This is a genomic window from Paenibacillus sp. 01T422 (assembly GCF_056398785.1).
The window spans coordinates 1-1,296 of sequence record NZ_JBFTQB010001283.1; the positions used below are offsets into that span (position 1 = coordinate 1).

The window sequence follows — 1,296 nt, forward strand, 5'->3', positions numbered from 1 at the left end:
AAATAATCCTGCGCATCCAGAAGGCTTCAAAGATGCCTTTATGAATAACCTGTTGAATAATGGGGTGGCAAGTGCCGGTTACTACTTGATGAATTTCGGTAAAGTGACGGATATGACTTTCTCTGCACTTGATCCAGTTTGGCTCGGTAAATCAACAGCAGAAAAAGCGCTAAAAGATCTAGCTCCGAAAGTTCAACCGGAGATTAAAGGCAGATTTGGTACTAACTAAGGATTGAAGAAGGACATCAGCCTTGGATATATCGATTAGTCGGCCTTCGTGCCGGCTAATCGAATAAATGATAGCAGGAGAGATAGCGATGGAGATTAGTACTGAGAGTAAACTAGTTGTATCGACATCTAAGAAAATGCTGAAAAAAAGAGTCGCCCGTGAGCTTTTCAATGGCTTGTTATTTGCATCCCCTGTGCTTTTGGGGTTTCTCATTTTCGTAGTTGGTCCTGTCTTGTATACCGTATTTCTAAGTTTTACGAAATATAATATTGTCTCACCTCCTAAATTTGTTGGACTTGATAATTATGTACACCTGCTTGGAGGTAAGGATGCTTTCTATTATCCAGCCGTCAAGGCCACCTTTTATTATGTCATGATCAGTGTGCCAGCAGGAATCATTTTCTCGTTTTTCATTGCTATTTTGTTGAATATGAAAATAAGAGGAAGAACGATCTTTCGTGCCATATTTTATCTGCCGGTTATTATTCCACTTGCAGCGTCTTCAATGATCTGGCTTTGGTTGCTGCAGCCGAATTTCGGTGTCGTTAATTTCCTGCTTGAAACGTTTCATTTACCAAAATCCTTGTGGCTGTCATCCGATGTCACCGTTATCCCGACCTTAATTCTCATCAGTTTGTGGACCACTGGAAACATGATCGTGATCTTTCTGGCAGGACTTCAGAATATACCTGCCCATCTGTATGAAGCACTCGAGGTAGATGGTGGAAACAGCTTGCAAAAATTGGTCTATGTTACGGTTCCGATGAGTTCTTCCATCATATTTTTCAATACGGTTATCGGTTTTATCAACGCTTTTCAAACGTTTGTTCAGCCTTATGTCATGACGCAAGGCGGTCCTAATAAAGCGAGTTACTTATATGTTCTCTATCTATTCAGAGAAGGTTTTCAATTTTCGAATTTTGGTACCTCAAGCGCGAGTGCCGTTCTGCTATTCTTGATTATTTTATTATTCACATGGGTATTCTTCAAATTTTCAAAATCTCTTGTGTATTACGAAGGGCAGGAAGACCGCAAATGACAAATAGGAGTTCATTAAAGCTGCTTCT

The 1,296-nt window shown here is 40.2% G+C and carries 1 protein-coding gene and 1 pseudogene; both read left to right on the forward strand.

All coding sequences use genetic code 11. The annotated features are described in order from the left end of the window. Positions 1 to 229, forward strand: a pseudogene (locus tag AC1DUA_RS38020) (ABC transporter substrate-binding protein); the annotation flags it as partial. Between the two features lie 88 nt (positions 230 to 317). Beyond that, positions 318 to 1,268: a carbohydrate ABC transporter permease gene (locus AC1DUA_RS38025; RefSeq protein ID WP_477504634.1), complete on the forward strand. Its 951-nt coding sequence runs from the start codon at positions 318 to 320 to the stop codon at positions 1,266 to 1,268. Positions 1,269 to 1,296 lie beyond the last annotated feature (28 nt).